This is a genomic window from Candidatus Fukatsuia endosymbiont of Tuberolachnus salignus, assembly GCF_964030845.1.
In the GTDB taxonomy this organism is placed as follows: domain Bacteria; phylum Pseudomonadota; class Gammaproteobacteria; order Enterobacterales; family Enterobacteriaceae; genus Fukatsuia; species Fukatsuia symbiotica.
In genome coordinates, this window is sequence record NZ_OZ034983.1 from 1246416 (window position 1) to 1271837 (window position 25422).

The window sequence follows — 25422 nt, forward strand, 5'->3', positions numbered from 1 at the left end:
TGCAAATTCATTTTGTGTTTGGATCCTCGATATATATTGCGTATTTTCTAGTTAGTTGTTCCTCTAATACTTATTGCAACGGAATAGTGATCTGGCTTTTACTAAAGGAGCAGTAATGAAGCATTTATCAGAAAAAAAAATAGCTCAGGTTCAGGATTATTTTACCTTCCTAAAACCTATCACTTCTCGTTCACAGTTCGGTGGATATGGTTTGTTATCTAATGGCATTATGTTTGCGTTGGTTTCTGACGGTGAATTGTATTTACGGGCTAATGATAATGTTGAACATCTTTTCCAGGCACGGAAAATGACAAATCTGGTTTATTACAAACGAGGTATACCAGTTTTCTTACGATACTACTGGGTCGATCAAACGTTGTGGCAAGAAAAGGAGACCTTAACCCATTTTGTTCATCTTGCCCATCAGGGAGCTGAGGCAGAAGCCTTAAGGAAGAAAAAAAAAGCTATTAGATTGAAAGATTTGCCTAATTTAAGTCTTGGTATTGAGCGGTTGTTATGGAAAGTGGGCATCAAAAATGTTCATGAACTGCGACTCAAAGGGGAAAAATGCAGTTATTTGCAACTACGCGCGCTTAAGAGTTCGTTGGGTGTTAATATGTTATTAGCTTTGGCGGGTGCCATCAATGGTTATCATCATGCGGTGTTACCAAAGGTTTTGCGTCATGAATTACTTGAGTGGTTTGAAGAGATAAAAGGCCCCATGAATGGTGGGCGCTAAAGGTTTTACACTACAAATATTTTCATTTGTTTCAATAAAATAGCTGCCATGCTCAAATTAACTGAAAAAATCTCCTCTTCCCCGCCTGGCGCATGGCACGATAAGGTTTTCTTGGAAGCGTATAAGTGTATAGATGAAAACGGGGCTACATGTGATGAGATCACCAAGGTTTAAGTTTTTGCTATTGCATCCTTATTACTGGTTGACCTGGTTTGGTTTGGGTATCCTTTTTTTGTTAATCCAGCTTCCTTATCCACTGCTGCTTAGGCTCGGTGTCTACCTGGGACGTTTATCCATGCGGTTCCTTAAAAGGCGTGTTTTTATTGCCAGGCGTAATCTGGAACTTTGTTTTCCTCAAATGGATAAACAGCTTTTGGAACAGACTATTACAAGCAATTTTGAATCACTTGGCATGGGGTTGTTGGAAACAGGTATGGCGTGGTTCTGGTCGAACGCCCGAATTCAACGTTGGTTTACGGTGTCTGGTTTACATCATTTACAGCATGCACAAGAAAATAATCGTGGTGCGTTACTGATCGGCATACATTTTATGTCATTAGAGTTGGGAGGAAGAGTGATGGGACAATGTCAGCCAATGATGGCAATGTATCGTCCTCACAACAATAAGGCACTGGAATTTGTACAAACTTGGGGGCGTATGCGTTCCAATAAGGCTATGTTGGCGCGTAAAGATCTACGTGGTATGGTACATGCCCTGAGGAAAGGTGAAGCGGTATGGTTTGCCCCTGATCAGGATTACGGCGCCAAAGGCAGTGTATTTGCGCCATTGTTTGCGGTTGATCGCGCTGCTACTACCAACGGTACTTTTATGTTAGTGAGGATGGCAAATCCTGCTTTGGTACCCGTGGTGTTGATCAGAAAACAAAATGGTTGTGGTTACGAGCTATTGATCCAGCCAGCACTGAAGGAATATCCAGTGGATGATAATGTAGCTGCCGCGAGTTTTATGAATAAAGTGGTTGAAAAAGAAATTATGCGTGCACCAGAACAATACTTGTGGTTGCATCGTCGTTTTAAAACACGTCCGCTTGGGGCTGAGTCGCTTTATTAAATCTCTTGCATTCGCTGATTTCTTTTGTGATGCTGATTGACTCTTTAACATACAAAGGATAACTTTATGATTTCCTTGAAAAACGTGTCTAAGTGGTACGGCCATTTTCAAGTTTTGCACGACTGTTCCATTGAAGTGAAAAAAGGTGAAGTTGTGGTGGTCTGTGGTCCTTCAGGTTCAGGGAAATCCACCTTGATTAAGACAGTTAATGCCCTGGAGTCCATTCAGCAGGGAAATATTAAAGTTAACGGAATTGCAGTGAATGATAAGGATATCAATTTGGCTGCATTACGTGCAAAAATTGGTATGGTGTTCCAACATTTTGAGTTATTTCCGCATCTCTCTATCATTAAAAACCTAACGTTGGCACAAGTGAAAGTACTCAAGCGTGATAAAACGACAGCTCGTGAAAAAGGTCTACAATTGTTACAACGTGTTGGGCTTACTGCGCATGCAGAAAAATTGTCATCCGAGTTATCTGGCGGTCAGCAGCAGCGTGTAGCTATTGCAAGGGCGCTGTGTATGGATCCTGTTGCCATATTATTTGATGAACCCACCTCCGCTCTCGATCCAGAAATGATCAACGAAGTACTGGACGTAATGACGAAATTAGCTGAAGAGGGTATGACCATGATGGTGGTTACTCATGAGATGGGCTTTGCACGTAGAGTGGCTGACAGGGTAATCTTTATGGATGAAGGGAGAATCCTCGAAGACAGTAACAAAGATGACTTTTTCACTAATCCCAAATCAGATCGTGCTAAAGACTTTTTGGCGAAGATTTTGCATTAATTTCCGTATTATCCGTATTAACCTACAGCTCCTTTTTATTTTTTCACCGAATGATAGCATTCCTGTAGGTATCGGATGAGTAAAATCATTTAATATGCAGTGATATTAGAATTTATTCGGAATCGTCATGTGTGACGCTCAGATAGGGAAAAATAGGCGAGAAAGCGTAGTTGCGTTTTTCATATACAACACAAGGTAACAAGTGAACATTTTGAGATTGTTTTTGACGAGTGACTTAACCAAAACACGGCGAGCACAAGAGATTTCGAACAGGTTACTTGGGTGAGGGGCTTCAAAAAACCCGCCTATCAGCGGGTTCATAGCATCAGCAAAGCAAAATGATTAAATATCAATCAGTAGTGACGTTTGCTGCAGATGGACCTTTAGCACCGTTTTCGATAGTAAACTGTACCTGTTGCCCTTCAGCTAAGGTTTTAAAGCCATCGCTCTTGATTGCAGAAAAGTGCACGAAGACATCTTTGCTACCGTCTTCTGGTGTAATAAAACCAAAACCTTTAGACTCGTTGAACCACTTTACTGAGCCTTTTTTTGTATCAGACATGTGTATTTCCTTTATTAAAAAATTTGCCGCCACGGGCGTGTTATAGCCAGCTATCAGTCGTTACTTATGGAGGCATTTATTGAAGAAAATTCGTCAGTGAAGGGCTATCAACGATAACGCTTTAAATATGAACTACTTTACTCAAGATGTCGTGCATAAATAGGCAGATCTGTACCACAGGCTGGGGCGCATTAACTCATGAACTGCTTTTAATAGCAATATTTTTTTCTTCTAGGCTCATGTCAGTGTGGTTACACAAAATCGCTACCGGCTGGGCATTCTAGTCTAATTTAGGAAAAAATCCTTTCGAAAAAAAGCATTTTTTATCATTAGGCTTCTTGCAAAACCGTAGCGAGGGGGGTGAAGTCAAGGCGAGAAATTTGTATTCTCCATTGGCTTATGTTGTACTAAAATCCGGCGAGGTTTTCTATACAGATATACCCTTCGCCTTTCAAGTTACGGCGGCGTTGGCTGCTCGCACTCATCCCAGTCATGTACTACTTGTACACGCTTGGGATTCGATTGATTGCCGCCTTGCCGTAACTCGAAATTCATTGGGTATATACCACTGTTTGGGTGAGTAAGGATCTGTTTGAAGTCTATTGTGAGCACCGCGCAACATAGGATCCACGTCACGCAACATGTTTCTCCATAGATTTCGAATAGCCTCGCATAGTCAGTAATAAACCATCAAAGATAAGTAACGGTAACAGGCCGCTTAATAACGGGGAAATTATGGTTGCTGTCAGAAATACACATTTGAACCCGGCGGGTGAATTTGCTCTTGATCTGTGGATCGCCAATCTACGGCTGAATCCTCAGTCGTCCGAGCGACTGGCTGAAACGTGGCACTATTGTGAACAGCAGACGAAAAATCATCCAGATGCTTCTCTGTTGCTGTGGCGTGGTCTGGAAATGGTAGAAATTCTTGCCACTCTCAGTATGGATAACGACAGTATGCGTGCCGCGTTGCTATTTCCGTTAGTGGATGCCAATTTAGTAGAGGAAGCAACCCTTAACGAAAATATGGGCATAAGCATCACGACACTGATCCGTGGGGTGCGTGATATGGACGCGATTCGCCAGTTAAAAGCAACCCACAATGATACGATGGGTTGCGAACAAGTGGACAATGTTCGTCGTATGTTACTCGCGATGGTAGAAGATTTTCGCTGTGTAGTGATTAAGCTGGCAGAACGAATCGCACATCTGCGGGAAGTGAAAGATGCTCCAGAAGATGAACGGGTTTTGGCCGCTAAAGAATGTTCCAATATTTATGCTCCTCTGGCGAATCGATTGGGTATCGGTCAAATCAAATGGGAACTGGAAGATCTCTGCTTCCGCTATTTGCATCCTGCCCGATATCAACAAATTGCCAAATTACTTCATGAGCGGCGTATTGATCGTGAAAAGTTTATTGACAATTTTACCACCACGTTGCGTAGTGCTATGGCGGATGAAAACATAGAGGCGGAAATTTATGGCCGCCCCAAACATATCTATAGCATTTGGCGCAAAATGCAGAAAAAGTCGCTCACCTTTGATGAACTTTTTGATGTGCGCGCAGTGCGCATCGTCGTCAAACGCCTGCAAGACTGTTATGCGGCATTAGGCGTGGTCCATACCTATTTCCGCCATTTACCGGATGAGTTTGATGATTATGTCGCTAATCCTAAACCCAATGGCTACCAATCGATTCATTCCGTGGTACTGGGACCCAAGGGAAAAACGTTAGAAATCCAAATCCGTACTGAACGAATGCATGAAGATGCCGAATTGGGCGTTGCCGCTCATTGGAAATATAAAGAAGGTGCGGCCGCGGTCGGGCATTCAGGCTACGAAAACCGGATCGCGTGGTTGCGTAAACTGATTGCCTGGCAAGAAGAAATGGCAGATTCAGGAGAGATGCTTGACGAAGTACGCAGCCAAGTATTTGATGATCGAGTTTACGTTTTTACACCGAAAGGTGATGTGATTGATTTACCAGTCAACTCTACACCACTGGATTTCGCTTACTATATCCATAGTGATATTGGGCATCGTTGTATTGGCGCTAAAGTGGGTGGTCGCATCGTCCCCTTTACCTATCACCTGAAAATGGGTGATCAGATTGAAATTACTACTCAAAGGCAACCGAATCCGAGCCGTGACTGGTTGAATCCTAATTTAGGCTATGTCACTACTCACCGTGGACGTTCTAAAATTCATTATTGGTTCCGCAAACAGGATCGGGATAAAAACATCCTGGCTGGACGTCAGATATTGGACAATGAGTTGGAACAACTCAATATTAGCTTGAAAAAAGCCGAAAAACTGTTGATCTCACGTTATAACGTCAATTCACTGGATGAATTATTGGCAGCTATTGGCAGTGGTGATGTCCGTGTTAACCAAATGGTTAATTTCTTACAGGGCACGTTTAAGAAACCCAGTGCGGAAGAAGCTGATCAGCAGGCTCTACATCAGCTAACCCATAAGACTCAGCACTCTTTACATACCAGTAGCAAAGACAACGGGCGTATTATTGTGCAAGGAATAGGTAATCTAATGCACTATATCGCCCGTTGTTGCCAGCCAATACCCGCAGATGAAATTGTTGGTTTTATCACCCAAGGACGGGGAGTCTCCATTCACCAGGTCGCTTGTGAGCAACTGGCAGAGCTGAGATCTCATGCACCTGAACGTATCATAGAAGCAACATGGGGAGACAATTACTCGAACGGTTATTCTTTAGTAGTACGAGTTATCGCTAATGATCGCAGCGGATTATTACGTGATATCACCACAGTCTTGGCTAATGAGAAAGTGAATGTTTTGCGGATTAGCAGCCACTGTGATGTCAAAAAACAATTAGCGTCCCTCGATATGGATATTGAAATCTATAATGCAGAAGTACAGGGGCGCGTATTAGCCAAACTCAAGATGTTGCCGGATGTGATTGATGCTCGGCGTTTACATGGTGATTGAACAGCCCTTGGATTATTTTTGGTCGGTTTGCTTCATTCACTCTGTTTTGCGTCCTTTCTACCTATCGGATAAAGCTGTAATATGCAGGCAAATTTGCAGGGTGGTTTTTTTGAGTTCTGAACAGCCTCTTAAGAGAAAAAATTTACAAATGAAATTCATACGAAATTTCTCCATTATTGCCCATATCGATCATGGCAAGTCGACACTATCCGACCGTATTATCCAAATTTGCGGTGGTTTAGCTGAACGTGAGATGGCAGCACAAGTTCTTGATTCGATGGATCTCGAACGTGAACGCGGTATTACTATTAAAGCACAAAGTGTAACTTTGGATTACCACGCTAAGGATGGTCAAAGCTATCAGCTTAATTTTATCGACACCCCCGGACATGTTGATTTCTCTTATGAGGTCTCCCGCTCACTGGCTGCTTGTGAAGGAGCACTGTTGGTGGTTGATGCCGGTCAAGGGGTAGAAGCGCAAACATTAGCTAATTGTTATACCGCAATGGAAATGAATCTAGAAGTGGTTCCAGTGCTGAATAAAATTGACTTACCGGCTGCTGATCCCGATCGCGTCGCACAAGAAATTGAAGACATCGTGGGTATTAGCGCAATTGATGCCGTGCGTTGTTCAGCAAAAACGGGCGTGGGTGTCAGCGATGTACTGGAACGCCTGGTTCGTGATATTCCCCCTCCAACAGGAGACGCCAGTGCCCCGTTGCAGGCACTGATTATCGATTCATGGTTTGATAATTATTTAGGTGTTGTTTCTTTAATTCGTATTAAAAACGGCACTCTGTGCAAAGGTGATAAAATTAAAGTAATAAGTACGGGTCAAAGTTATAATGCGGATCGTTTGGGCATTTTTACTCCGAAACGTATTGATCGTGATAAGCTCAATTGCGGTGAAGTGGGTTGGGTAGTTTGTGCCATCAAAGACATTCTTGGCGCACCGGTTGGTGATACATTGACATTGAACCACCAACCGGCAGAAAGCGCTTTGCCTGGCTTTCAAAAAGTTAAGCCTCAGGTTTATGCGGGCTTGTTCCCGATCAGTTCTGATGATTATGAGACTTTCCGTGATGCACTGGGTAAACTGAGTTTGAACGATGCTTCTCTCTTTTATGAACCCGAGAGTTCCACTGCACTGGGTTTCGGCTTTCGTTGTGGCTTTCTTGGATTATTACATATGGAGATTATTCAAGAACGTTTGGAACGTGAATACGATCTTGATCTGATCACCACCGCACCAACAGTAGTGTATGAAGTACAGACTACAGGCAAAGAAACCCTGCATATTGATAGCCCATCGAAACTCCCTCCGTTAAACAATATTACAGAATTGCGCGAGCCTATTGCTCAATGTCATATGTTGTTACCGCAGGAATACCTGGGTAATGTGATCACGCTATGTATCGAAAAACGTGGTGTACAGACCAATATGGTGTATCACGGTAATCAAGTCGCTTTAACTTACGATATTCCAATGGCAGAAGTGGTGCTGGATTTCTTTGATCGTCTGAAATCAACATCTCGTGGGTACGCGTCTCTGGATTATAATTTCAGCAAATTCCAAACTGCGGATATGGTGCGGGTCGATGTGTTGATCAATAACGAGCGTGTCGATGCGTTAGCATTGATTACTCATCGTAATAACGCGCAATACCGTGGTCGTGATTTAGTGGAAAAAATGAAAGAACTTATCCCACGTCAACAATTTGATATTGCGATTCAAGCTGCTATTGGTAATCAGGTTATTGCACGATCGACAGTAAAACAATTGCGCAAAAATGTCATTGCCAAATGTTACGGTGGCGATGTCAGTCGTAAAAAGAAACTGTTGCAGAAACAGAAAGAAGGCAAAAAACGGATGAAGCAGGTTGGGAACGTTGAACTTCCACAAGAAGCTTTTTTGGCCATTTTACACGTGGGTAAAAATAGCAAATAGGAGATCGTATGGCTAACATGTTCGCTTTGCTTTTAGCTATAGCAACGCTGGTGACAGGGATTATTTGGTGTTTAGAACGCTTAAAATGGGCACCGGCTCGTCAGGCAAAAGTTGCCGCTATTGATACCGCTGGTGGTGATCTGCTGGATAATAATGCGCAGCAAAAAGCAGCCAAACAACCTGGTTGGATCGAGCATACTGTCTCGATTTTTCCCGTATTGGCACTGGTATTCATCATGCGTTCGTTTATTTACGAACCTTTTCAGATCCCTTCGGGTTCAATGATGCCGACATTATTGATAGGTGATTTTATTTTGGTGGAGAAATATGCTTATGGCATTAAAGATCCTATCAGCTTAACGACACTGATCCCAACCGGTCATCCTAAACGTGGTGATATTGCCGTTTTTAAATATCCGTTAAATCCGCGACTCGACTATATTAAACGTGTTATTGGTTTACCCGGTGATCGAGTGAGCTATGATCCTGTCAGCAAAGAAGTCACGGTACAGCCGTCCTGCAGCAGTGGCAATACTTGTGAGAGTAAACTGGTGATGACTTACAGTACACTCTTACCGAGTGAACTCGTACAGACGTTCCGTTTTCTGGGTAACAGCGAGTCATCAGCAGGTTTTTTTCAGATCCCACTGGATCGGGAAATACCCGAAGAGGGGATACGTCTGCGTACTCGTGATGAGCGCATTGGTTCAGTCACGCATCCTATTTTAACCGTTCCGGGTGCTCACGATCAGCTAAGTTCCTATTATCAACAACCTGGTCAGTCTTTTGGCGTGTGGGTGGTGCCTGAAGGTCACTATTTTATGATGGGTGATAATCGGGATAACAGTGCAGACAGCCGTTATTGGGGCTTTGTACCTGAACGTAACCTGGTGGGTAAAGCAACGGCTATCTGGATGAGTTTTGATAAGCAGGAAGGTGAATGGCCAACGGGAGTACGTCTAAACCGTATTGGCGGCATTCATTAATAGGCTTCTTGCAAAACCTACTATGTGCTGCAAATTCTGCGTTACGTGGAGCTCGCAATCCTCATGTACTACAGTCGGTTGCTGTGCTCCGGGCGCTTTGACTTCACTTCACATAACGAATTATGGTTTTGCAAGAAGCCGAATGAAAGAGATTTGTCTTATTTCTAACGTATTGTTGAACTATTGGTAACTCATGAATCCCATCGTAATAGATAGGCTACAGCACAAGCTGGGCTACACTTTTCAGCAACAGGCACTTTTACTGCAAGCGTTGACGCATCGTAGTGCCGACAGTGAACACAATGAACGTTTAGAGTTTCTGGGTGATTCTATTTTGAATTTTGTTATTGCTAATGCACTCTATCAACGTTTTCCTTTGGTAGATGAAGGTGATATGAGCCGAATGCGTGCGACCTTGGTCAGGGGGGGTACCTTGGCTGAAATGGCGCGTGAATTTCACCTGGGTGAATGTTTGCGCCTGGGGCCTGGCGAGCTGAAAAGTGGTGGTTTTCGCCGCGAATCTATTTTGGCAGATACCGTGGAAGCAATTATTGGCGGCATATTTTTGGACAGTGATATACAAAAGGTTGGACAGTTAGTTCTAACCTGGTACGCCGAGCGTTTAGCAGAAATCAGCCCCGGTGAAAAACAGAAAGATCCAAAAACACGTTTGCAGGAATACCTGCAACGTTTGCATAGGTCCTTGCCTTCTTACCTGATTACCCAGGTCAGCGGTGAGGCTCATGATCAAAAATTTACTATCCACTGCCACGTCAGTGGCTTGAGTGAACCTGTGGTGGGGAGTGGATCAAGTCGCCGTAAAGCTGAACAAGCAGCAGCGGAACAAACATTAATAAAGTTGGAGCTGCAAGGTGAGTGAAGTACCAAAAAAATACTGTGGGTTTATTTCTATTGTTGGGCGCCCGAATGTTGGGAAATCCACTCTACTTAATGCGTTACTGGGGCAAAAAGTTTCCATTACTTCGCGCAAACCACAAACTACACGTCATCGCATTATGGGGATCCATACTGAAGGGGTTTATCAAACTATTTATGTTGATACACCTGGGCTACACATTGAAGAAAAACGCGCCATCAACAGGTTAATGAATCGAGCAGCGAGCAGTGCCATCGGAGACGTTGAATTAGTGATTTTTGTGGTTGAGGGAACCCACTGGACAGCTGATGACGAAATGGTGGTTAATAAACTGCGTCATGTACAGTGCCCAGTATTGTTGGCGATCAATAAAATTGATAATGTCATCGATAAATCAAAGCTATTACCGCATATGCAGTTTATTAGCCAACAAATGTCTTTCCTTGATATTGTTCCCATTGCGGCGGAAAAGAACATAAACCTGACAACTATCGCCAATATTGTGCGCCGATATATTCCAGAAGCGGAACATCACTTCCCAGAAAATTACATTACCGATCGTTCACAACGCTTTATGGCATCGGAAATCATTCGTGAAAAGCTGATGCGCTTTTTGGGTGAAGAGTTGCCTTATTCCGTAACAGTTGAAGTTGAACAATTTATAATCAATGCGCGCGGTGGTTACACCATTCACGGTTTAATTTTAGTGGAGCGAGAAGGCCAGAAAAAAATGGTTATTGGCAATAAAGGGGCAAAAATCAAAACTATCGGTATCGAAGCGCGTCAAGATATGGAACAGATGTTTATGGTTAAAGTCCATCTTGAATTATGGGTAAAAGTGAAATCGGGCTGGGCAGATGACGAACGCGCATTACGTAGCCTAGGCTACATCGATGATTTGAAATAAGCAGTGCTAAGAGAAGCCTGGCACCGCACATTTGTTTTACATCGGCGCCCCTACAGTGAAACCAGCTTACTACTGGATCTTTTCACTGAAAAAGAAGGACGGATAACCGTCCTCGCCAAGGGTGCGCGTGGACGAAATTCTAATCTGAAAGGTTGCTTACAACCTTTTGTCCCGTTATTAGCCCGTTGGAGTGGCCGTGGAGAAATAAAAATCTTGTGTTATGCGGAACCGATTTCTCTTGCTTTGCCCCTCAGTGGCAACCTGTTATACAGTGGCTTCTATGTAAATGAGCTATTATCGCGTCTTTTGGAGCCTGGCACCAATTATTCGGAGCTATTTTTTGCCTATCTCCATTGTTTAAAAAATCTTAGTTTACAGAGCCTCACCAAAGGATCACCTGAACATGCCTTACGTCAATTTGAACTGGCGACGTTAGCCAACCTGGGTTACGGCGTCGATTTTCTTCACTGTGCACTCAGTGGACAAAAGGTGAAGGCGGGCATGATTTACCACTATCAACAAAAGAAAGGTTTTATCGTTAGTTCGGTAATAAGTAATGATAGTTTTACGGGTCGAGAGCTACAGGCTCTGGCTTGTGGAGAATTTCCTGATGTTGAAACCTTACGAGCCGCGAAACGTTTTACTCGCATGGCGTTGCGGCCTTATTTAGGCAACAAGCCATTGAAAAGCCGTGAGTTATTTCTATAAAGCGAAGTACGTGTCAATATTCTATTTATATTTAGACCGACAATTTACCATTGGTGATAATAGCCGCTATATAATCCAATCACGTTGATGAAAACGTTGTCGTTGAAATTCGATGCCGAATATTTTAGACAAGATTTTGGGCTGCATCACTTGTTTAGCCTTTCCTTGAATAACAACTCGACCAGCAGCTAATAACCAAATCTGATCGGCCTGTTGCAAACTATGATTTAAATCATGGGTACTGATAATGACACTGCGTCCGGCCTGACAAAATTTTCTTACCAAGTCGTTCAGCGCTGCTTTTTGCCCCACATCCAGGCTGTTAGCAGGCTCGTCGAGTAATAATATTTTGCTATCGCTATTAATATCCGGCCACACCTGCAAAAAAATCGCCGCTAGCCGAACTCGTTGCCATTCACCACCAGACAACAGGTTTAGCCTGTGCGGCAATTTACCTACTAAACGTAATTTTTGACATAGATAACCGATAGTGGCCACTACAGTAGGCCGATCGACACAGGTGCCGCCTGGCAGATGTAAAGCAAGATATTGGAATAGTGGCATTACCGCCGTCGCCGGTTGCTGTTGAGGGAGATAAGCTCGATAGCGCGCTAATTCATGCCCCTGATAGTCTGGTAATGATTTTCCCGCAAGAAGAACGGTTCCCTCTCCTGGTAGCAGACCTGCTATCCGCGCCAGTAGTGTGCTTTTACCCGCTCCGTTCGCACCAATAAGATGAATTTGTAACCCTGCTTCAACTTGAGCAGAAAAAGGTGCGAGACGGGAGCGGACCCCCACCTTGTCAAGTTGCATAATATTTCTGTAATCAGTTGTGCTACCATGTATTTTGGCTGCCATTTTGTACCCGCGTTAATAACCAGATAAAAACCGGTGAACCCAAAGTCGCTGTTACTACACCAATAGGTATCTCCGCCGAGGATAAGGCAACACGCGCCACGATATCGGCTAACAACAACACACTACCGCCACCCAGGGCGCAACCCAACAATAACCTCCGCTGATCGGTTAGACCCGTTAGCCGCAAAATATGCGGAATCACCAAGCCGATAAAGCTAATTACACCCGCCAGTGCCACGCTTATCCCTACTAATAAACCTATAGCCAGTATCAATAGATTGCGCCACAAATGATAGCGGATACCTAATTGCCGTGCCTGTTGTTCACCCAAGGCAATGAAGTTGAGTGCCCGTCCCTGACAGCATAACCACAAAACCACCGGCAATAATGCCAGCACCCCTCCTTGTTGACGCCAATCTATACCACCAAATCCACCCATCATCCAGTACATGAGCTGGCGCAGATCGAGGCTGCTACTGAAATAGACTGCCCAAGTCATGATAGCCCCACAGACAATGCCCAGTGCCACACCTACCAGTAATAGATGCGAGTTAGTGAGCTGATATCGGGCAAAAGCTAATAACAATAACGTCATCAATAATGCGCCGATAACCGCACTGGTACTGAGTAGGCTTACTGTTAATAAACTCCCACCGAACAAAATCGCCAAAACCAAACCCACACCTGCACCGTTAGCCACCCCTAATAATCCAGGTTCTGCTAGAGGGTTATCAAATAGCGCTTGCATGACCGCGCCAGATACCGCCAAACTCGCACCTACCATCATCACTGCCAGTGCTCGAGGTAGCCGCAATTGCCAGATAAACAACCGTCCTTGTTCACTAAACCATTGTGTTGGCCAAATCCAGGCATCGCCCGTACATAAATGCAGCAAAAATGTCATTATCGCTGTTGTCAATAAAAATCGCCAAAACCAAACCCACACCTGCATCGTTAGCCACCCCTAATAATCCAGGTTCTGCTAGAGGGTTATCAAATAGCGCTTGCATGACCGCGCCAGATACCGCCAAACTCGCACCTACCATCATCACTGCCAGTGCTCGAGGTAGCCGCAATTGCCAGATAAACAACCGTCCTTGTTCACTAAACCATTGTGTTGGCCAAATCCAGGCATCGCCCGTACATAAATGCAGCAAAAATGTCATTATCGCTGTTGTCAATAATAAACAAAGATAATGCTGATCGCGTCTGCGCTGGTCTTTGTGCAATGAAATAAATAATTCACGGGGTTGCATAATTATTTTTTGCCCAATATCTATTAAGGTTATTATTTTAAAAGATTTGTAAAAATAAGTAAAATAAAGCTGTGTTTTCTTTATTTTTAATAATTATTATCTGTCTTATGGGCGTTTTTTTATATTTTTTACATGAAATTGAATTTAATATTGTCTAGATTTTTAAAAAAATTAATATTGAGGTAATCATGGGCATTATAAATTTAAACAATCAAATAAAACCTGTATTAATGCATGGTATAGGATTATTACGGCAGAAGAATCCAAAAGCTGATACTTTTATCAAAGGATTATTTAGCATAAATCAATCACAAGCAATAATGCACATAAATCATAGAATAACACAAGTACGTGCAGCGGGTGGTAGAGCAATCTCTCAGCTCAACCTTGCTAGTAAAGAAACTGGAGAAAACAGAAAAAAATTGGTTGATAATTTAAGAGAGAGTATGAAAGTTAAGACTAAAAAATTAGTAGATGAAATTCAAAATCCAACTATCACAGGAAGAAAAATCACTCAACTCACTAAAGAGATTCATGAGTGTCGCACTATAAATAGAAGTATCGATACTATACAAAAACAATATACAATAAGTCAACTTGACGAATGTAAAAAAAATTTAGAAAATAAAATAATTCATCTTGAAAAGCAAATAAAAAATAGGGGTAAGACAGAAAAGGGTTCTCCGAGCTACAAACGAAATCTTTTCGATCTAAAAGCAATAAAAACATTGCAAAATAATGTTAAAAGAATTGACTTTACAGTTCATGAACTAAATAAAATATACAATGAAAAGACACTTGAAACTAAACTCTAACAGATATCAATTATATTTAAATATCCGTTAAAGGTGTACACCTGCATAACAATACATTTTTGTTACACAGGTTAGTACTTCAACCAAGGCGATGACGTGCTCCAAAAAATAATATTCGCACCAAGATAATGCTCGGCATAATCGGTAAATTCGGCGCGTGTAAAGGGTTTCTGAGTGGCTGGATTAGTATAAGTCAGGGTCGGTTCTTGCACTGCCATTGCGACCAGGCTTAATTTTCCTTTATATTGATGAAAAAAAGGATAAGCATTTTTCATCTGACCCTTTTTGTTGGGAACAATATCCGGCCCACCCAATCCTATATTATTTTTCGCAGCGGTAGCGAAAAGCCGTGACATATATTGATGATCATTATTCCATTCACAAGGCCAGAAATTAACATATTGCACCACGTGAGATTTTTTAAATGCTTCTCTGGCAAAACGCATATTATCTATTTCTGCCTGGAAATATTTATCGCAACTAAACCCGGTTTTATCATGCTTGATATCCAAATCAATGGCAGTTTCTGGTAGATTCACAGCAAAAACTTGACCATCAAATTTTTTAGCTAATGCCGCAATCAATTTTTGATAGCGTTGTTGTACTGCAGGGTTCCATTGTTGCGCCACCCACCCTTGACCGATTGGCTTTCCTTCGCCCGGATTATCATATTGTGCTACTACGCCTCCTTGATAAATGGGTTGTTGCAATAAATAAGCGGGAACATTTTTAGCATCAGGTTCAAAAAAACGATCCTGGATTTGAATGACTAATTTTTTATTCAGGCCATTGAGATACGCTAAATCTTGTTCGATACGAGAAAAATCATATTCATCTTGGCCCTTTTCTAAAATTTTCCAATTGTAAACAATTTGTACACCTACAATATCAGGTCTAGTAATTAATGTTTGAAGCTGTTTTAAATCATCAGAAGCAGTATAGAGATAATTTTGTGGTACAGCCGCTAATCCAGAAAATGAAAGCACAGATAACAGGGTACTAATACCTATAAATCGTGATAAGTTCATACGATGATCCCTTGATGATTAATTGATCTCTTTAGAAACCTACTGCGTGATACGCATTCGGCGTTACGCGGTGCTCGCAATTCCCATGTACTGATATGTTAACCAAAGTTACTGTGCTCCGGGTACCTTGACTTCACATAACAAACTACGGTTTCGAAAGAAGTCTAGTGAGTATTTATTTCAAAGAGTGGGGATCGCCGTCCCCCAGTTTTTCCAACCTTTAGGTGCTTCGGTATTTAGAAGAAAATGTTGATTAACTTGAGCCTTGGGTGCTAACGGAACCGTAGGGGGCGTGGCAAAAGCAATGCCTCCACGAATAAATTGTCCAAAGGTTCCACTCTTTAATACACCACCGGTTAAACCAAATTCCAGGTTATAACCAGAGGCTAACCAAAATACACTATTCTGCCGCACCAAGTGTTGATATTTGGGGCTGATACATAGCGTAATCTGTACCCTGTCCGACATGCCACCTAGATTGAGTGCCCTGACCGTACCCACTTCTATCCCACGGAACAGCAACGGCGTCCCAACTTGTAATGACCCTGCTTCTACTGTATCGAGCACGATAATTAAACCTTCGGTAGCCTGGTTTACCGCCCTGGCACGTGCAACGGACTCTGATATATAGAGTAGGGGCTTAGCACTTTTATTTGTTGTTATTCCAGCCAGATTATCAAAACTGATAGCACCTTTTAATACTCTGTTAAGTGGCGAGGCTTGAATATTTAATCCACTGGTGTCAAGTTGTATTTTTGCACCCCCTTCTGTCCAAAAAATACTGTTATCTGTCAATAAGTTACTGTATTGCGGTTGAATATACACATCTACTTCAAATTGCTCGGCTTTTGGACGAATATTGACGATTTCTCCGACTTGAAATTTGCGGTACAACACCACCGAGCCAGTTTGTACGTCTGGCAGGCTATTAGCGACCAAAGTGAGCGTTATTGGTGTAGCACCAAACAAACCCTGCTGTGCTTTAGACACACTGCCATAAAGTAGATATTGTTTCAATGGCTTGCCACTGTTGCTGCCCGGTAGTAGAAGTATACCGCCGTCGATCCATTCCTGCGCACTGGCTCCCTCAATATCGATACCGTTAAAGCCAAGTTTGACACTAATTCGGCTATTGACCGCAAATTTGCTGTCCTGGTGCACTAAATGGCGATATGCCGCTTCGATTGCCGCAGTAAACATCACCCCTTTATTATTCAAACGACGGCTCAATATCTGACCAATTTTAATGCCGTTGAGAGTAATTGGCTGACCGACATCAATGCCATAACTTTGCGGCGCGTTCAATTGTAGCTGTAACACATTAGGTTGTTGTAACAAACTACTGATGCTATCGAGCACAGTAAAATGTTTTTGCAGCTCACCGCCACCCGGGAATAATTCCAAGGTATTACCCGTTAGGATCTCACTTAATTTTATTTCATTAAAGCTGATACGTGGACTTCTCATTTCAATACGGCTACCACTGCGCATTAAATCAACGACGGAAGGATCAATGGTGAGTTCGCCTGTGATTTTATTATCTGCTTGCAGCGTAACTGTGGTTAATGTTCCTACCTGTAATCCCTGGTAGATTAGCGGGGTACGCCCTTCATTTAGGTTATTAGCATTGGGTAAATCCAGTGTAATCGATACCCCACGTTGACTCTGTGCTAAATCATCATAAAGTTGGAACTGTTGGTCCATACCGGCGTTGCTACTGTGCGGCGGTGAATCAAAGGCAATAGCACCATTGACTAACGCGCTCATATTTTCCATTTGTACCGATAGGCCATTCAAGCTGAGTGTGCCTTTAAAACCGGACACATTCCAGAAACGGCTCTCACTTTTGACTAATTTGGCGAAACGGCGATCGATCAGGACATCGATGATAACACCACCGTGCTTTTGATCATTGCCTTGCTGATAATGGGGCTGTGGTGCAATGTTATAATCGTAAACTTTGCCCACTGGAATTTTACGATAGTAAACCAGCGAGCCTGTATTCAGTGATCCCAGATCATCAGCATAAAGATGAACCATCAATTCACCGGTGTTTTGATGGAATTTGGGTTGGGTATCCAATGCAGTAAAATGTGTTTGTAGTTTGCCAGAACCCGGCATAATACCGATATAATTACCGCCAACTAAAGCATCCAGCCCAGAGACGCCGGCCAAAGAGGCCTTAGGTGTCACCAGCCAGAATTGGGTACCGCTACGTAACGCGTTTTTCAAGTCATTTTTGATATTGGCCTTGACTTCAATGTTGCTCAGATTTTGATTCAGATTGACAGATTGCACCACGCCAACATCAACCCCCTGATAACGGATAGGTGTACGTCCGGCGACAATTCCGGCAGCAGACTGGAAATCGATAGTGACTTCTGTACCACGTTGTTGCCAGTTGTTATAAACTAGTCCACCCGCGATCAGAAGCGCAATAAAAGGCAATAACCAGAAGGGAGAAATCCGGCTCTTATGCTTAATCTGAGCCTTAATCGGTGTATTCGGCGTTTCCTGTTGCATGTGCATCCCAAATTAATCGGCTGTCTAGCCACTCAACAGCAAGAATAGTCAAAATAACCGCCGATCCAAAATAAAAAGCAGCAGGTCCCATAGTAAAAGCAATCAGCTGATCGCGATTAATCAGCGACATCATTAACGCAATAACAAACAAATCGAGCATTGACCAACGACCAATCCAGGTAATCACGCGTAGCAAGCGCATCCGTGTTCTTAAGCTATGCTGTGTTTTTAGATGAATACTGAGCAATAACGTGACCAATACGATAATTTTGGTCAGTGGCACTAACACACTGGCGATAAAAACCACCAGTGCAATCGGCACATGACCCGCAGATGCCAACGCAACCACGCCAGAGAAAATAGTATCTTCTACGCGCATTCCATTAACATAGACCACTGAGATAGGCAGTAAATTAGCGGGTAGTAATAACACCATCGCGGCAATCAGCGCCGCCCAGGTTTTTTGCAAGCTATGAAGACGACGATGGTGTAGCGAGGTATGACAGCGTGGGCAGCGGCCACGTTCATCAGGACAGCAGGTATGGTGACATGGCAAACAAATCTCTAAGGTCGTTGCAGATCTGTCAACCTGTCGCTGAGGGTAGAAGCGTTCCCACAACTGCTCGACATTCAAATGTATTAACGTCAGCAAAGTCAGTAGTGTCAACAATAAATAAGCGATTAGACCCACACCAGCGGTAATAACTGCAAATTCTTTTATTTTTATACAAGCTATCGCGATACCAACAAGATAGATATCGAGCATGGCCCATTCTTTTAACCGTTCGAGTATCAGTAATACCGGACGTAAATTGAGGCCAATACGGCGTCCAATCTTTAAATAGAGAATGGAAAATATCAGGACCGCCGGTGCACCAATAGTACAGAAAAAAACCATGCCAGCTGTCAGCGGGTCTCCCTGGCGAGATATTTGCCAAATGCCGGTCAGCAAACTGGCATCGATCCAGGTACCGAGCAGACGAATACTGATTAATGGTTCGCTAAAAGCGAATGGCATTAATAACAGCATTGTCACCGCCATCGCACTCAAACGTATCAGTGACCAGTCGTGTCCACTGGCTATTTTTGCACGACAACGCGGACAATAAGCGCTTTGTTTATTATGCAAAACGGGCAAGCTAAGCAACAGGTCACATTGGCTGCATCGCTGAATGCGTTCTGTGGATAATGGTCGCTGAATAGCTGCTATTTTCATAAACCTCTGTCTATCATTCCCACTCTATTGTTGCTGGAGGCTTGCCACTAATATCATATACCACGCGAGAAATACCTTTGACCTCATTAATGATTCTATTAGAAACGCGACCCAGAAAATCATACGGCAGGTGTGCCCAATGTGCTGTCATAAAATCGATAGTTTCCACCGCTCGCAGAGAAACGACCCAATCGTATTTGCGTTCATCACCCATCACCCCGACTGAACGTACCGGTAGAAAGACGGTAAATGCCTGGCTGACTTTGTCATATAAATCAGATTTATGTAGTTCTTCAATAAAAATAGCATCGGCGCGTCGTAGTAAATCACAGTATTCTTTTTTTACTGAGCCTAGTATGCGAACGCCGAGACCTGGGCCAGGGAAGGGATGGCGGTATAACATGTTATACGGTAAGCCCAGTGCTAAACCGATTTTACGCACTTCGTCCTTAAAGAGTTCTTTTAGCGGTTCAACCAGACCTAATTTCATGTCTTTCGGTAAACCACCGACATTATGATGAGATTTAATAACATGCGCTTTGCCAGTGGCGGACGCTGCAGATTCGATAACATCAGGGTAGATAGTGCCCTGTGCTAACCATTTGACGCCTTGTTGTTTACTGGCCTGTTTATCAAACACTTCAACAAACACCCGTCCGATAGTCTTACGTTTTTCTTCGGGATCATCAATGCCAGACAACGCCTCTAGAAAAAGATCTTCTGCGGCAATAGGGATAATATTAAGGCCAAATTGATCGCCAAACATTGCCAGTACTTGCTCTGCTTCTCCTAGACGCAACAGACCGTTATCAATAAAAACACAAGTTAGGCGTTTACCAATCGCGCGGTGCAGCAACATGGCCGTCACCGATGAATCAACACCACCGGATAAACCCAGGATAACCTGGTCATCCCCAATTTTCTTACGCAGCTTTTCTACTGTATTTTCAATGATATTAGCAGGTGTCCATAACGCTGCACAATGACAGATGTGCAGCAAAAAATGCTTCAGCAGGTGCTGCCCTTGCGTGGTGTGTGTGACTTCTGGATGAAATTGTACGCCATAAAAATGTTTTGTCTCATTGGCGATAATGGCAAAGGGACAGCTATCCGTACTGGCTACAGTGACAAAGTCTGGCGGAGTCGCGATCACTTTATCTCCATGGCTCATCCAAACATCCAGTAATGGATCGCCGGCAGGGTTGCGGGCATCCTGAAGATTATCGGTCAAAGCACACTTTGTTTTAATTTCAACTTGAGCATACCCAAATTCACGTTGTTCGGAACCTGCTACTTTTCCGCCCAATTGTAACGCCATCGTTTGCATGCCATAGCATATACCTAATACGGGAACACCTGCGGTGAATACGTAGTCTGGTGCGCGTGGGCTGTTATCTTCAGTCGTGCTCTTTGGGCTGCCAGAGAGAATGATACCGCTTGGCTGAAATCTACGGATTTTTTCTTCAGTTACGTCCCACGCCCATAGCTCACAATAAACACCAATCTCACGCACTCGACGTGCCACCAGTTGAGTATATTGAGAACCAAAATCAAGAATAAGAATGCGATGCTGCTGGTGGATATTTTTTGTCATTTTGCTGTATTCCAAAATTAGCCCATACGGTAATTAGGTGATTCTTTGGTAATAGTCACATCGTGTACGTGGCTTTCCTGAATACCTGCCCCGCTAATACGGACGAATTTCGCTTTGGTACGTAATTCAACGATGGTCGCGCAACCGGTTAGCCCCATACATGAACGTAGCCCTCCCATTTGTTGGTGAACGATCTCTTTCAGTAAACCTTTGTAGGCAACACGCCCTTCAATGCCTTCGGGTACCAGTTTGTCTGCTGCGTTGTCAGTTTGGAAGTAACGATCGGATGACCCCTTAGACATCGCTCCCAGTGATCCCATACCACGATAAGATTTGAATGAGCGCCCTTGATACAACTCGATTTCACCCGGTGATTCTTCTGTTCCTGCGAGCATTGATCCCACCATCACACAGGATGCCCCGGCAGCAATCGCTTTGGCAATATCACCAGAGAAACGAATACCACCATCGGCGATAACCGGGATGTCTCTTTCCGCCAGTGCATCCACTACGTCAGAAACGGCGGTAATCTGTGGCACGCCTACGCCGGTTACGATTCGAGTGGTACAAATTGATCCGGGGCCAATACCGACTTTCACTGCATTAACACCCGCCTCGGCTAGTGCTATCGCACCGGCTGCGGTCGCGACATTACCGCCGATAATTTGCAAATCAGGGTATTTAGCACGTGTTTCACTGATACGCTGTAGTACGCCTGCTGAATGACCGTGGGAAGAATCGATCAATAAAATATCAATACCTGCCGCCACTAGCGCATCAATTCGCTTTTCATTATCACTACTGACAGCAGCACCGACAGCAGCACCAACACGCAAGCGTCCCCGTTCATCTTTACAGGCATTCGGCTTACGTTCCGCTTTTTGGAAATCTTTGACGGTGATCATACCGAGCAGATGAAAGTTTTCATCCACAACCAAGGCTTTTTCCACCCGTTTTTCATGCATTTTTTGCAAAACAACTTCACGTGCTTCATCTTCCTTAACGGTGACCAGGCGTTCTTTTGGCGTCATGACTGCTGTGACGGGTTGATCTAAATCGGTAACAAAACGGACATCACGTCCAGTGATAATGCCTACCAGCTCACGATCTTTAGTGACCACGGGATAACCGGCAAAACCGTTACGGTCGGTTCGTTCTTTTACTTGACGCAGGGTGGTTGTTGGGGTGACGGTTTGCGGTTCAGTGACCACACCGCTTTCGTGTTTTTTCACGTGGCGGACTTCTTCAGCCTGCCGTTCAATAGACATATTTTTATGGATAAAGCCCAAACCGCCTTCTTGTGCTAATGCAATGGCGAGACGAGACTCGGTGACGGTATCCATAGCCGCGGAGAGCATAGGAATATTCAATTGGATGGTTTGGGTTAGCTGAGTCTCAAGCTTCGCGTTATTAGGTAAAACAGTCGAATGGGCGGGAACCAGGAGAAGGTCATCAAAGGTTAGTGCTTCTTTCAAAATACGCAACATGGGCAATATCTCACCAGAGTGGAGGTAGAAAAGACAAAATATTGCCGTGGCATTATACAGAGCGTCACCTGTTGCCTCCAGCATTTTTATATAATTTTTTACGGATCCCAAAATAAGGCTGTGCTGTGGAGTTTAGTAGGACGATTGGGTTTCCGCTCATGGCGTGGCAAAATGGTTTCCCCGTTATCTATCGAGCAAGCAGTATCTTGTTGGAGCATAAAGTGAAAATTGTAGTTGATGAAAATATGCCATATGCAAAACCCTTGTTTCAGCGCATGGGTGTTGTTGAGACTGTGCCCGGTCGTCCGATACCACAATCAGCATTGGTTGACGCTGATGCTTTGATGGTACGTTCAGTGACGACAGTCAATGCGGAACTACTGCAGAACACCAAGATCCAATTTGTTGGAACTGCCACTGCCGGTACGGATCATGTGGATGAGAGTTGGTTACATCAGCAAGAGATCCACTTTGCCTCTGCACCAGGTTGTAATGCTATTGCAGTGGTAGAATACGTTTTCTCTGCGCTCATGGCACTGGCGGAGCGTGATGGTTTCGCATTACGAGATAAAACGGTCGGTATTATCGGTGTTGGCAATGTGGGATCGCGGTTGAATGCACGCCTCAATGCATGGGGTGTTACTACCTTATTGTGTGATCCACCACGTGCTGATCGTGGAGATAAGGGAACGTTCCTACCACTAGAAAAACTGGTGTGTGAAGCCGATATACTTACCTTTCATACTCCGTTGCATAAAGATGGCGCTTACCGTAGCCTGCACCTGGTTGATCACGAGTTGTTGGCAGCACTACCGGATAACCGTATTTTGATTAACAGCTGTCGTGGTGCTGTAGTAGATAACAATGCACTGTTACAGGCCTTACAAAAAGGTAAAAAACTCAGTGTGGTCTTGGATGTTTGGGAAAATGAGCCGCAACTTTCCTTACCCTTGCTAGCCCGAGTAGATATCGGTACACCTCACATTGCCGGTTACACTTTGGAAGGTAAGACCCGAGGAACCACGCAACTTTTCGAAGCCTTTAGCCATTATTGTGGTCAGGCCCAGTCGATTGCCTTGACCTCTTTATTACCGCCCGCAAAGCTGAATCTGCTACGGCTTCATGCGGTATTGGATGAAAGCAAATTAAGACGATTAATGCACTTAGTGTATGATGTGCGCCTTGACGATAGTGCTTTGTGCCGCATAACGGGGGACGTTTCTCAGTTTGATAGCTTACGAAAACACTATCAGGAGCGACGGGAATGGTCATCTCTCTGTGTGCAGTGTGACGACGCTGCTAGCGCTGACCTTTTGCAACGACTGGGTTTTAATACTCAACTGGAATAATTTTAAGCAACATGTCTAAGCACTATAATATTGCCTTGGGAATTGAATATAATGGCAACGGCTATCATGGTTGGCAACGCCAAAAACAGAGTGCCAGCATACAGGGTTGTCTTGAGGCGGCTTTATCCAAGATCGCTGATCAATCAATAAACGTATTTTGTGCTGGGCGCACTGATGCAGGTGTCCATGCTACAGGTCAAGTGGTTCATTTTGTCACTACGACTTCACGTGAAGAATCTGCCTGGACGATAGGAACTAATACGCATCTGCCTGCAGATATTACCGTTCGCTGGATGAAAACTGTCACTGAAGATTTTCATGCCCGTTTTAGTGCCAACGCTCGACGTTATCATTATATTATTTTTAATCATCGCTATCGTCCCGCTATTCTTGCGCACGGGGTTACCCATTACCCGAAATCACTCGATGCACAAAAAATGGCACGCGCAGCACAATATCTGTTGGGAGAGCATGATTTCACCTCATTTAGAGCGTTACAATGCCAAGCGAAAACTGCGCGACGGGAGGTGAAACATGTCATAGTAAGTCGCTATGGTGATTATATTATGATAGATATCAAAGCTAACGCGTTTTTACATCATATGGTGCGTAATATCGTTGGTAGTTTAATAGAAATTGGTGTGGGTCATAAAAATGAGAATTGGTTAGCACAGCTACTCATGTTAAAAGATCGTACCCAAGCTGCCGCGACGGCAAAAGCAAATGGCCTGTATTTAGTGGGTGTTGATTATCCAACGAGATTTGCGTTGCCACAAAGCACATCAGTACCCTTTTTTTATGGCTAACGGTAGCGATAATTGATTCATTAGACTTCTTGAAAACCGGCGTTCGTTATGTGAAGTTAAGGCGCTGGTGCACTACAACCTTCGTTAATATACGAGTACATGAAGATTGCGAGCACCAGGTAACGCCGAATTCATACCACGCAGTAGATTATGCAAGAGGTCTATTCGACGAGCGTTTATTTAACCTGAGAGTAGCACATGGAATTTATAGGCTTAGTGATCAATTTTATTTTACATATTGATGTCCATCTGGCGGAGCTAGTGACGCAATACGGCCTTTGGGTCTACGCTATACTTTTTTTGATCCTGTTTTGTGAAACCGGCCTGGTAGTGACACCTTTTCTGCCGGGGGACTCATTATTGTTTGCCGCTGGCGCGCTGGCGACACTGCCTTCTAATGATTTGAATGTCCATCTGATGGTTGCTTTGATGGTCATTGCGGCTATTGCAGGTGATGCACTCAACTACACTATTGGTCATTTATTCGGCAAAAAACTTTTCAGTGACCCCCATTCCAAACTATTTCGCCAGGCTTACCTGGATAAAACCCATGATTTTTATAAAAAATACGGTGGGAAAACCATCATTTTGGCACGTTTTGCGCCTATAATTCGTACGTTTGCTCCTTTTGTCGCCGGAATGGGCAAAATGTCCTATCGTCGCTTTACTGCCTACAACCTGATTGGGGCGCTAGTATGGGTGCTGTCATTTACCTATGCTGGTTATCTTTTTGGTCATTTGCCGATAGTACAGAAAAATCTTAAGTTATTAATTGTTATGATTATTGTGTTTTCAATTCTGCCGGCGGTGCTTGAAATTTATCGACATCGGCGCGCAGCAATACATCAAAAAAATAAACCTTTTGCGAAACCGTAGCTTGTGCTGTGAAACCGGTACGCCCGGAGCGGTTTTATAAGCAATATTGTGATAGG

General features: G+C 43.7%; 20 protein-coding genes and 2 pseudogenes. 13 read left to right on the forward strand and 9 right to left on the reverse strand.

Annotated elements, in window-relative coordinates; translation table 11 throughout:
• Positions 1-115: 115 nt before the first annotated feature.
• The 3 genes from AAHH42_RS06135 (at position 116) to AAHH42_RS06145 (ending at position 2603) form a co-directional block, all read left to right on the forward strand.
• Complete coding sequence (locus AAHH42_RS06135; RefSeq protein ID WP_342221874.1) at positions 116-739, forward strand: TfoX/Sxy family DNA transformation protein; 624 nt, start codon at positions 116-118, stop codon at positions 737-739.
• A gap of 154 nt (positions 740-893) precedes the next feature.
• Positions 894-1811 (forward strand): kdo(2)-lipid IV(A) palmitoleoyltransferase, encoded by a 918-nt coding sequence (gene lpxP / locus AAHH42_RS06140; RefSeq protein ID WP_425286326.1) that lies wholly within the window; start codon positions 894-896, stop codon positions 1809-1811.
• Positions 1812-1877: 66 nt separating this feature from the next.
• A complete protein-coding gene (locus tag AAHH42_RS06145) occupies positions 1878-2603 on the forward strand; it encodes an amino acid ABC transporter ATP-binding protein (protein WP_072550318.1) in 726 nt (241 codons plus the stop codon).
• Positions 2604-2952: 349 nt separating this feature from the next.
• On the opposite strand, the gene cspE is transcribed toward AAHH42_RS06145, so the two are convergent.
• Complete coding sequence (gene cspE, locus AAHH42_RS06150; RefSeq protein ID WP_072550319.1) at positions 2953-3165, reverse strand: transcription antiterminator/RNA stability regulator CspE; 213 nt, start codon at positions 3163-3165, stop codon at positions 2953-2955.
• Positions 3166-3900: 735 nt separating this feature from the next.
• Here cspE and relA point away from each other — a divergent pair.
• The 6 genes from relA to recO all read left to right on the forward strand — a co-directional run bounded on the left by relA (position 3901) and on the right by recO (position 11558).
• Positions 3901-6132 carry a GTP diphosphokinase gene (relA, locus tag AAHH42_RS06155; RefSeq protein ID WP_342221875.1) on the forward strand — a complete coding sequence of 744 codons (2232 nt, stop codon included), beginning with the start codon at positions 3901-3903 and terminating at the stop codon, positions 6130-6132.
• A 148-nt stretch (positions 6133-6280) separates the two neighbouring features.
• On the forward strand, positions 6281-8080 hold the full coding sequence (lepA, locus tag AAHH42_RS06160) for a translation elongation factor 4 (protein ID WP_072550351.1): 1800 nt from the start codon (positions 6281-6283) through the stop codon (positions 8078-8080).
• A gap of 8 nt (positions 8081-8088) precedes the next feature.
• On the forward strand, positions 8089-9066 hold the full coding sequence (gene lepB, locus AAHH42_RS06165) for a signal peptidase I (RefSeq protein WP_072550321.1): 978 nt from the start codon (positions 8089-8091) through the stop codon (positions 9064-9066).
• Positions 9067-9259: 193 nt separating this feature from the next.
• The gene (rnc, locus tag AAHH42_RS06170) at positions 9260-9946 is read left to right on the forward strand and encodes a ribonuclease III (protein ID WP_072550322.1); all 687 of its coding nucleotides are present in this window, start codon (positions 9260-9262) and stop codon (positions 9944-9946) included.
• Positions 9939-10850 carry a GTPase Era gene (gene era / locus AAHH42_RS06175; protein ID WP_072550323.1) on the forward strand — a complete coding sequence of 304 codons (912 nt, stop codon included), beginning with the start codon at positions 9939-9941 and terminating at the stop codon, positions 10848-10850. The genes rnc and era overlap by 8 nt, the downstream gene beginning before the upstream one ends.
• Before the next feature lie 3 nt (positions 10851-10853).
• The gene (recO, locus tag AAHH42_RS06180) at positions 10854-11558 is read left to right on the forward strand and encodes a DNA repair protein RecO (RefSeq protein ID WP_342221876.1); all 705 of its coding nucleotides are present in this window, start codon (positions 10854-10856) and stop codon (positions 11556-11558) included.
• Between the two features lie 66 nt (positions 11559-11624).
• Here the strand turns inward: recO and btuD are convergent, their stop codons facing one another.
• The 3 genes and pseudogenes from btuD to AAHH42_RS06195 all read right to left on the reverse strand — a co-directional run.
• A complete protein-coding gene (btuD, locus tag AAHH42_RS06185) occupies positions 11625-12416 on the reverse strand; it encodes a vitamin B12 ABC transporter ATP-binding protein BtuD (RefSeq protein WP_342221877.1) in 792 nt (263 codons plus the stop codon).
• Positions 12394-13311, reverse strand: a pseudogene (gene btuC, locus AAHH42_RS06190) (vitamin B12 ABC transporter permease BtuC); the annotation flags it as partial. The pseudogene btuC and the gene btuD, both read right to left, overlap by 23 nt.
• 22 nt (positions 13312-13333) lie before the next feature.
• Positions 13334-13672, reverse strand: a pseudogene (locus AAHH42_RS06195) (iron chelate uptake ABC transporter family permease subunit); the annotation flags it as partial.
• 188 nt (positions 13673-13860) lie between these two features.
• Here AAHH42_RS06195 and AAHH42_RS06200 point away from each other — a divergent pair.
• Positions 13861-14487 (forward strand): hypothetical protein, encoded by a 627-nt coding sequence (locus AAHH42_RS06200; RefSeq protein WP_342221879.1) that lies wholly within the window; start codon positions 13861-13863, stop codon positions 14485-14487.
• 71 nt (positions 14488-14558) lie between these two features.
• Here the strand turns inward: AAHH42_RS06200 and AAHH42_RS06205 are convergent, their stop codons facing one another.
• The 5 genes from AAHH42_RS06205 to guaB form a co-directional block, all read right to left on the reverse strand.
• Positions 14559-15515, reverse strand: coding sequence for a hypothetical protein (locus tag AAHH42_RS06205; protein WP_072550328.1), 957 nt, complete (start codon positions 15513-15515; stop codon positions 14559-14561).
• A gap of 180 nt (positions 15516-15695) precedes the next feature.
• Positions 15696-18038: a PqiB family protein gene (locus AAHH42_RS06210; RefSeq protein WP_342221880.1), complete on the reverse strand. Its 2343-nt coding sequence runs from the start codon at positions 18036-18038 to the stop codon at positions 15696-15698.
• Positions 18007-19254, reverse strand: a complete 1248-nt coding sequence (gene yebS, locus AAHH42_RS06215) for a membrane integrity lipid transport subunit YebS (protein ID WP_342221881.1) — start codon at positions 19252-19254, stop codon at positions 18007-18009. The genes AAHH42_RS06210 and yebS overlap by 32 nt, the downstream gene beginning before the upstream one ends.
• Positions 19255-19267: 13 nt before the next feature.
• Positions 19268-20848, reverse strand: a complete 1581-nt coding sequence (gene guaA / locus AAHH42_RS06220) for a glutamine-hydrolyzing GMP synthase (RefSeq protein ID WP_342221882.1) — start codon at positions 20846-20848, stop codon at positions 19268-19270.
• Between the two features lie 17 nt (positions 20849-20865).
• Positions 20866-22335: an IMP dehydrogenase gene (gene guaB, locus AAHH42_RS06225; RefSeq protein WP_342221883.1), complete on the reverse strand. Its 1470-nt coding sequence runs from the start codon at positions 22333-22335 to the stop codon at positions 20866-20868.
• 221 nt (positions 22336-22556) lie between these two features.
• Here guaB and AAHH42_RS06230 point away from each other — a divergent pair, with 221 nt between their 5' ends.
• The 3 genes from AAHH42_RS06230 (at position 22557) to AAHH42_RS06240 (ending at position 25366) form a co-directional block, all read left to right on the forward strand.
• Positions 22557-23684, forward strand: coding sequence for a DUF3410 domain-containing protein (locus AAHH42_RS06230; protein ID WP_072550352.1), 1128 nt, complete (start codon positions 22557-22559; stop codon positions 23682-23684).
• 11 nt (positions 23685-23695) lie between these two features.
• Positions 23696-24490 (forward strand): tRNA pseudouridine(38-40) synthase TruA, encoded by a 795-nt coding sequence (gene truA, locus AAHH42_RS06235; RefSeq protein ID WP_072550333.1) that lies wholly within the window; start codon positions 23696-23698, stop codon positions 24488-24490.
• Between the two features lie 198 nt (positions 24491-24688).
• Positions 24689-25366 (forward strand): DedA family protein, encoded by a 678-nt coding sequence (locus AAHH42_RS06240; protein ID WP_072550334.1) that lies wholly within the window; start codon positions 24689-24691, stop codon positions 25364-25366.
• Positions 25367-25422 lie beyond the last annotated feature (56 nt).

Excerpts from the sequence above, each read along its gene's own strand:
- AAHH42_RS06135 (WP_342221874.1), top strand. The coding sequence starts at position 116 with ATGAAGCATTTATCAGAAAAAAAAATAGCTCAGGTTCAGGATTATTTT.
- lpxP (WP_425286326.1), top strand. The coding sequence starts at position 894 with ATGAGATCACCAAGGTTTAAGTTTTTGCTATTGCATCCTTATTACTGG.
- AAHH42_RS06145 (WP_072550318.1), top strand. The coding sequence starts at position 1,878 with ATGATTTCCTTGAAAAACGTGTCTAAGTGGTACGGCCATTTTCAAGTT.
- cspE (WP_072550319.1), bottom strand. The coding sequence starts at position 3,165 with ATGTCTGATACAAAAAAAGGCTCAGTAAAGTGGTTCAACGAGTCTAAA.
- relA (WP_342221875.1), top strand. The coding sequence starts at position 3,901 with ATGGTTGCTGTCAGAAATACACATTTGAACCCGGCGGGTGAATTTGCT.
- lepA (WP_072550351.1), top strand. The coding sequence starts at position 6,281 with ATGAAATTCATACGAAATTTCTCCATTATTGCCCATATCGATCATGGC.
- lepB (WP_072550321.1), top strand. The coding sequence starts at position 8,089 with ATGGCTAACATGTTCGCTTTGCTTTTAGCTATAGCAACGCTGGTGACA.
- rnc (WP_072550322.1), top strand. The coding sequence starts at position 9,260 with ATGAATCCCATCGTAATAGATAGGCTACAGCACAAGCTGGGCTACACT.
- btuD (WP_342221877.1), bottom strand. The coding sequence starts at position 12,416 with ATGGCAGCCAAAATACATGGTAGCACAACTGATTACAGAAATATTATG.
- AAHH42_RS06200 (WP_342221879.1), top strand. The coding sequence starts at position 13,861 with ATGGGCATTATAAATTTAAACAATCAAATAAAACCTGTATTAATGCAT.
- AAHH42_RS06205 (WP_072550328.1), bottom strand. The coding sequence starts at position 15,515 with ATGAACTTATCACGATTTATAGGTATTAGTACCCTGTTATCTGTGCTT.
- AAHH42_RS06210 (WP_342221880.1), bottom strand. The coding sequence starts at position 18,038 with ATGCAACAGGAAACGCCGAATACACCGATTAAGGCTCAGATTAAGCAT.
- yebS (WP_342221881.1), bottom strand. The coding sequence starts at position 19,254 with ATGAAAATAGCAGCTATTCAGCGACCATTATCCACAGAACGCATTCAG.
- guaA (WP_342221882.1), bottom strand. The coding sequence starts at position 20,848 with ATGACAAAAAATATCCACCAGCAGCATCGCATTCTTATTCTTGATTTT.
- guaB (WP_342221883.1), bottom strand. The coding sequence starts at position 22,335 with ATGTTGCGTATTTTGAAAGAAGCACTAACCTTTGATGACCTTCTCCTG.
- truA (WP_072550333.1), top strand. The coding sequence starts at position 23,696 with ATGTCTAAGCACTATAATATTGCCTTGGGAATTGAATATAATGGCAAC.
- AAHH42_RS06240 (WP_072550334.1), top strand. The coding sequence starts at position 24,689 with ATGGAATTTATAGGCTTAGTGATCAATTTTATTTTACATATTGATGTC.